The 737-nt window shown below is 30.1% G+C and carries 2 protein-coding genes; both read right to left on the bottom strand.

Annotated features, from left to right (window positions below):
* Nucleotides 1-135: 135 nt before the first annotated feature.
* On the bottom strand, nt 136-396 hold the full coding sequence (locus tag HMPREF0670_RS14535; RefSeq protein ID WP_009231904.1) for a hypothetical protein: 261 nt from the start codon (nt 394-396) through the stop codon (nt 136-138).
* On the bottom strand, nt 389-547 hold the full coding sequence (locus tag HMPREF0670_RS17540; protein ID WP_410524386.1) for a polymorphic toxin type 33 domain-containing protein: 159 nt from the start codon (nt 545-547) through the stop codon (nt 389-391). Before HMPREF0670_RS17540 ends, HMPREF0670_RS14535 begins: the two co-directional genes overlap by 8 nt.
* Between the last annotated feature and the right edge of the window lie 190 nt (nt 548-737).

Here is a 737-nt window from a genome sequence, read left to right as displayed (position 1 = left end):
CCTATTATTTGTTTATATATAAATCTAAATCAATCCAGCCATTTATCTTATTAAGCAAATTGATGATGTTATTATTAAATACAATAGCAGGCGATGGCTCTTTGTTTGTTTCTATTTTGAAAAGCATTTTAGACTTTAAATTGTTTTTTTTATAAATGAACTGACAGTTTCAAAACTTGGGGTTATGACATTCTCAAAACATCTTATACTTTCTTCTATATAAGGGCTTAAAACTTCTTGGAATGAATACTCCCAAAAAGTTTCAGTACTTCTTCTATATTTTAGCATATCATTTTTATAAGCAAAATCAGTAGGAGATTTGCCTATTATCTTAGAAAAATCATCGACATCAAAAATGTCTCCATAAACGATAAAAGTTAATTTAATACTAGTCATACGGGTAATCTATATATGTTTCTATTGGTTTTCCCTTTCCTCCTTTTTTCAAAAGAATTATTTTCCGATTACTTGAATCCTTATAAACGTCATAGTGGGCAATTTTAGCGTTCTTACCTAAAATATCTCTTTTAAGCTCATGTGCATCAATTCCTATTTTTTCTAGTTCTTCGTTTGAAAATTTCTTAAAATTTTTTAGGCTTTTTAGAACAGTCTAACCCAAATACATCCACTTCCGTATTTACATCTTTGACGAAAGCGTACAACGTAGGATTATTCCCTGCCAGTTCTATCGGATCTTGGCTTATATACCCACCCGTATTCGGATCGTAATACCTGAA

Source organism: Prevotella sp. oral taxon 317 str. F0108 (assembly GCF_000162415.1).
GTDB lineage: Bacteria > Bacteroidota > Bacteroidia > Bacteroidales > Bacteroidaceae > Prevotella > Prevotella conceptionensis.
This window is presented reverse-complemented; position numbering and strand designations above follow the sequence as displayed.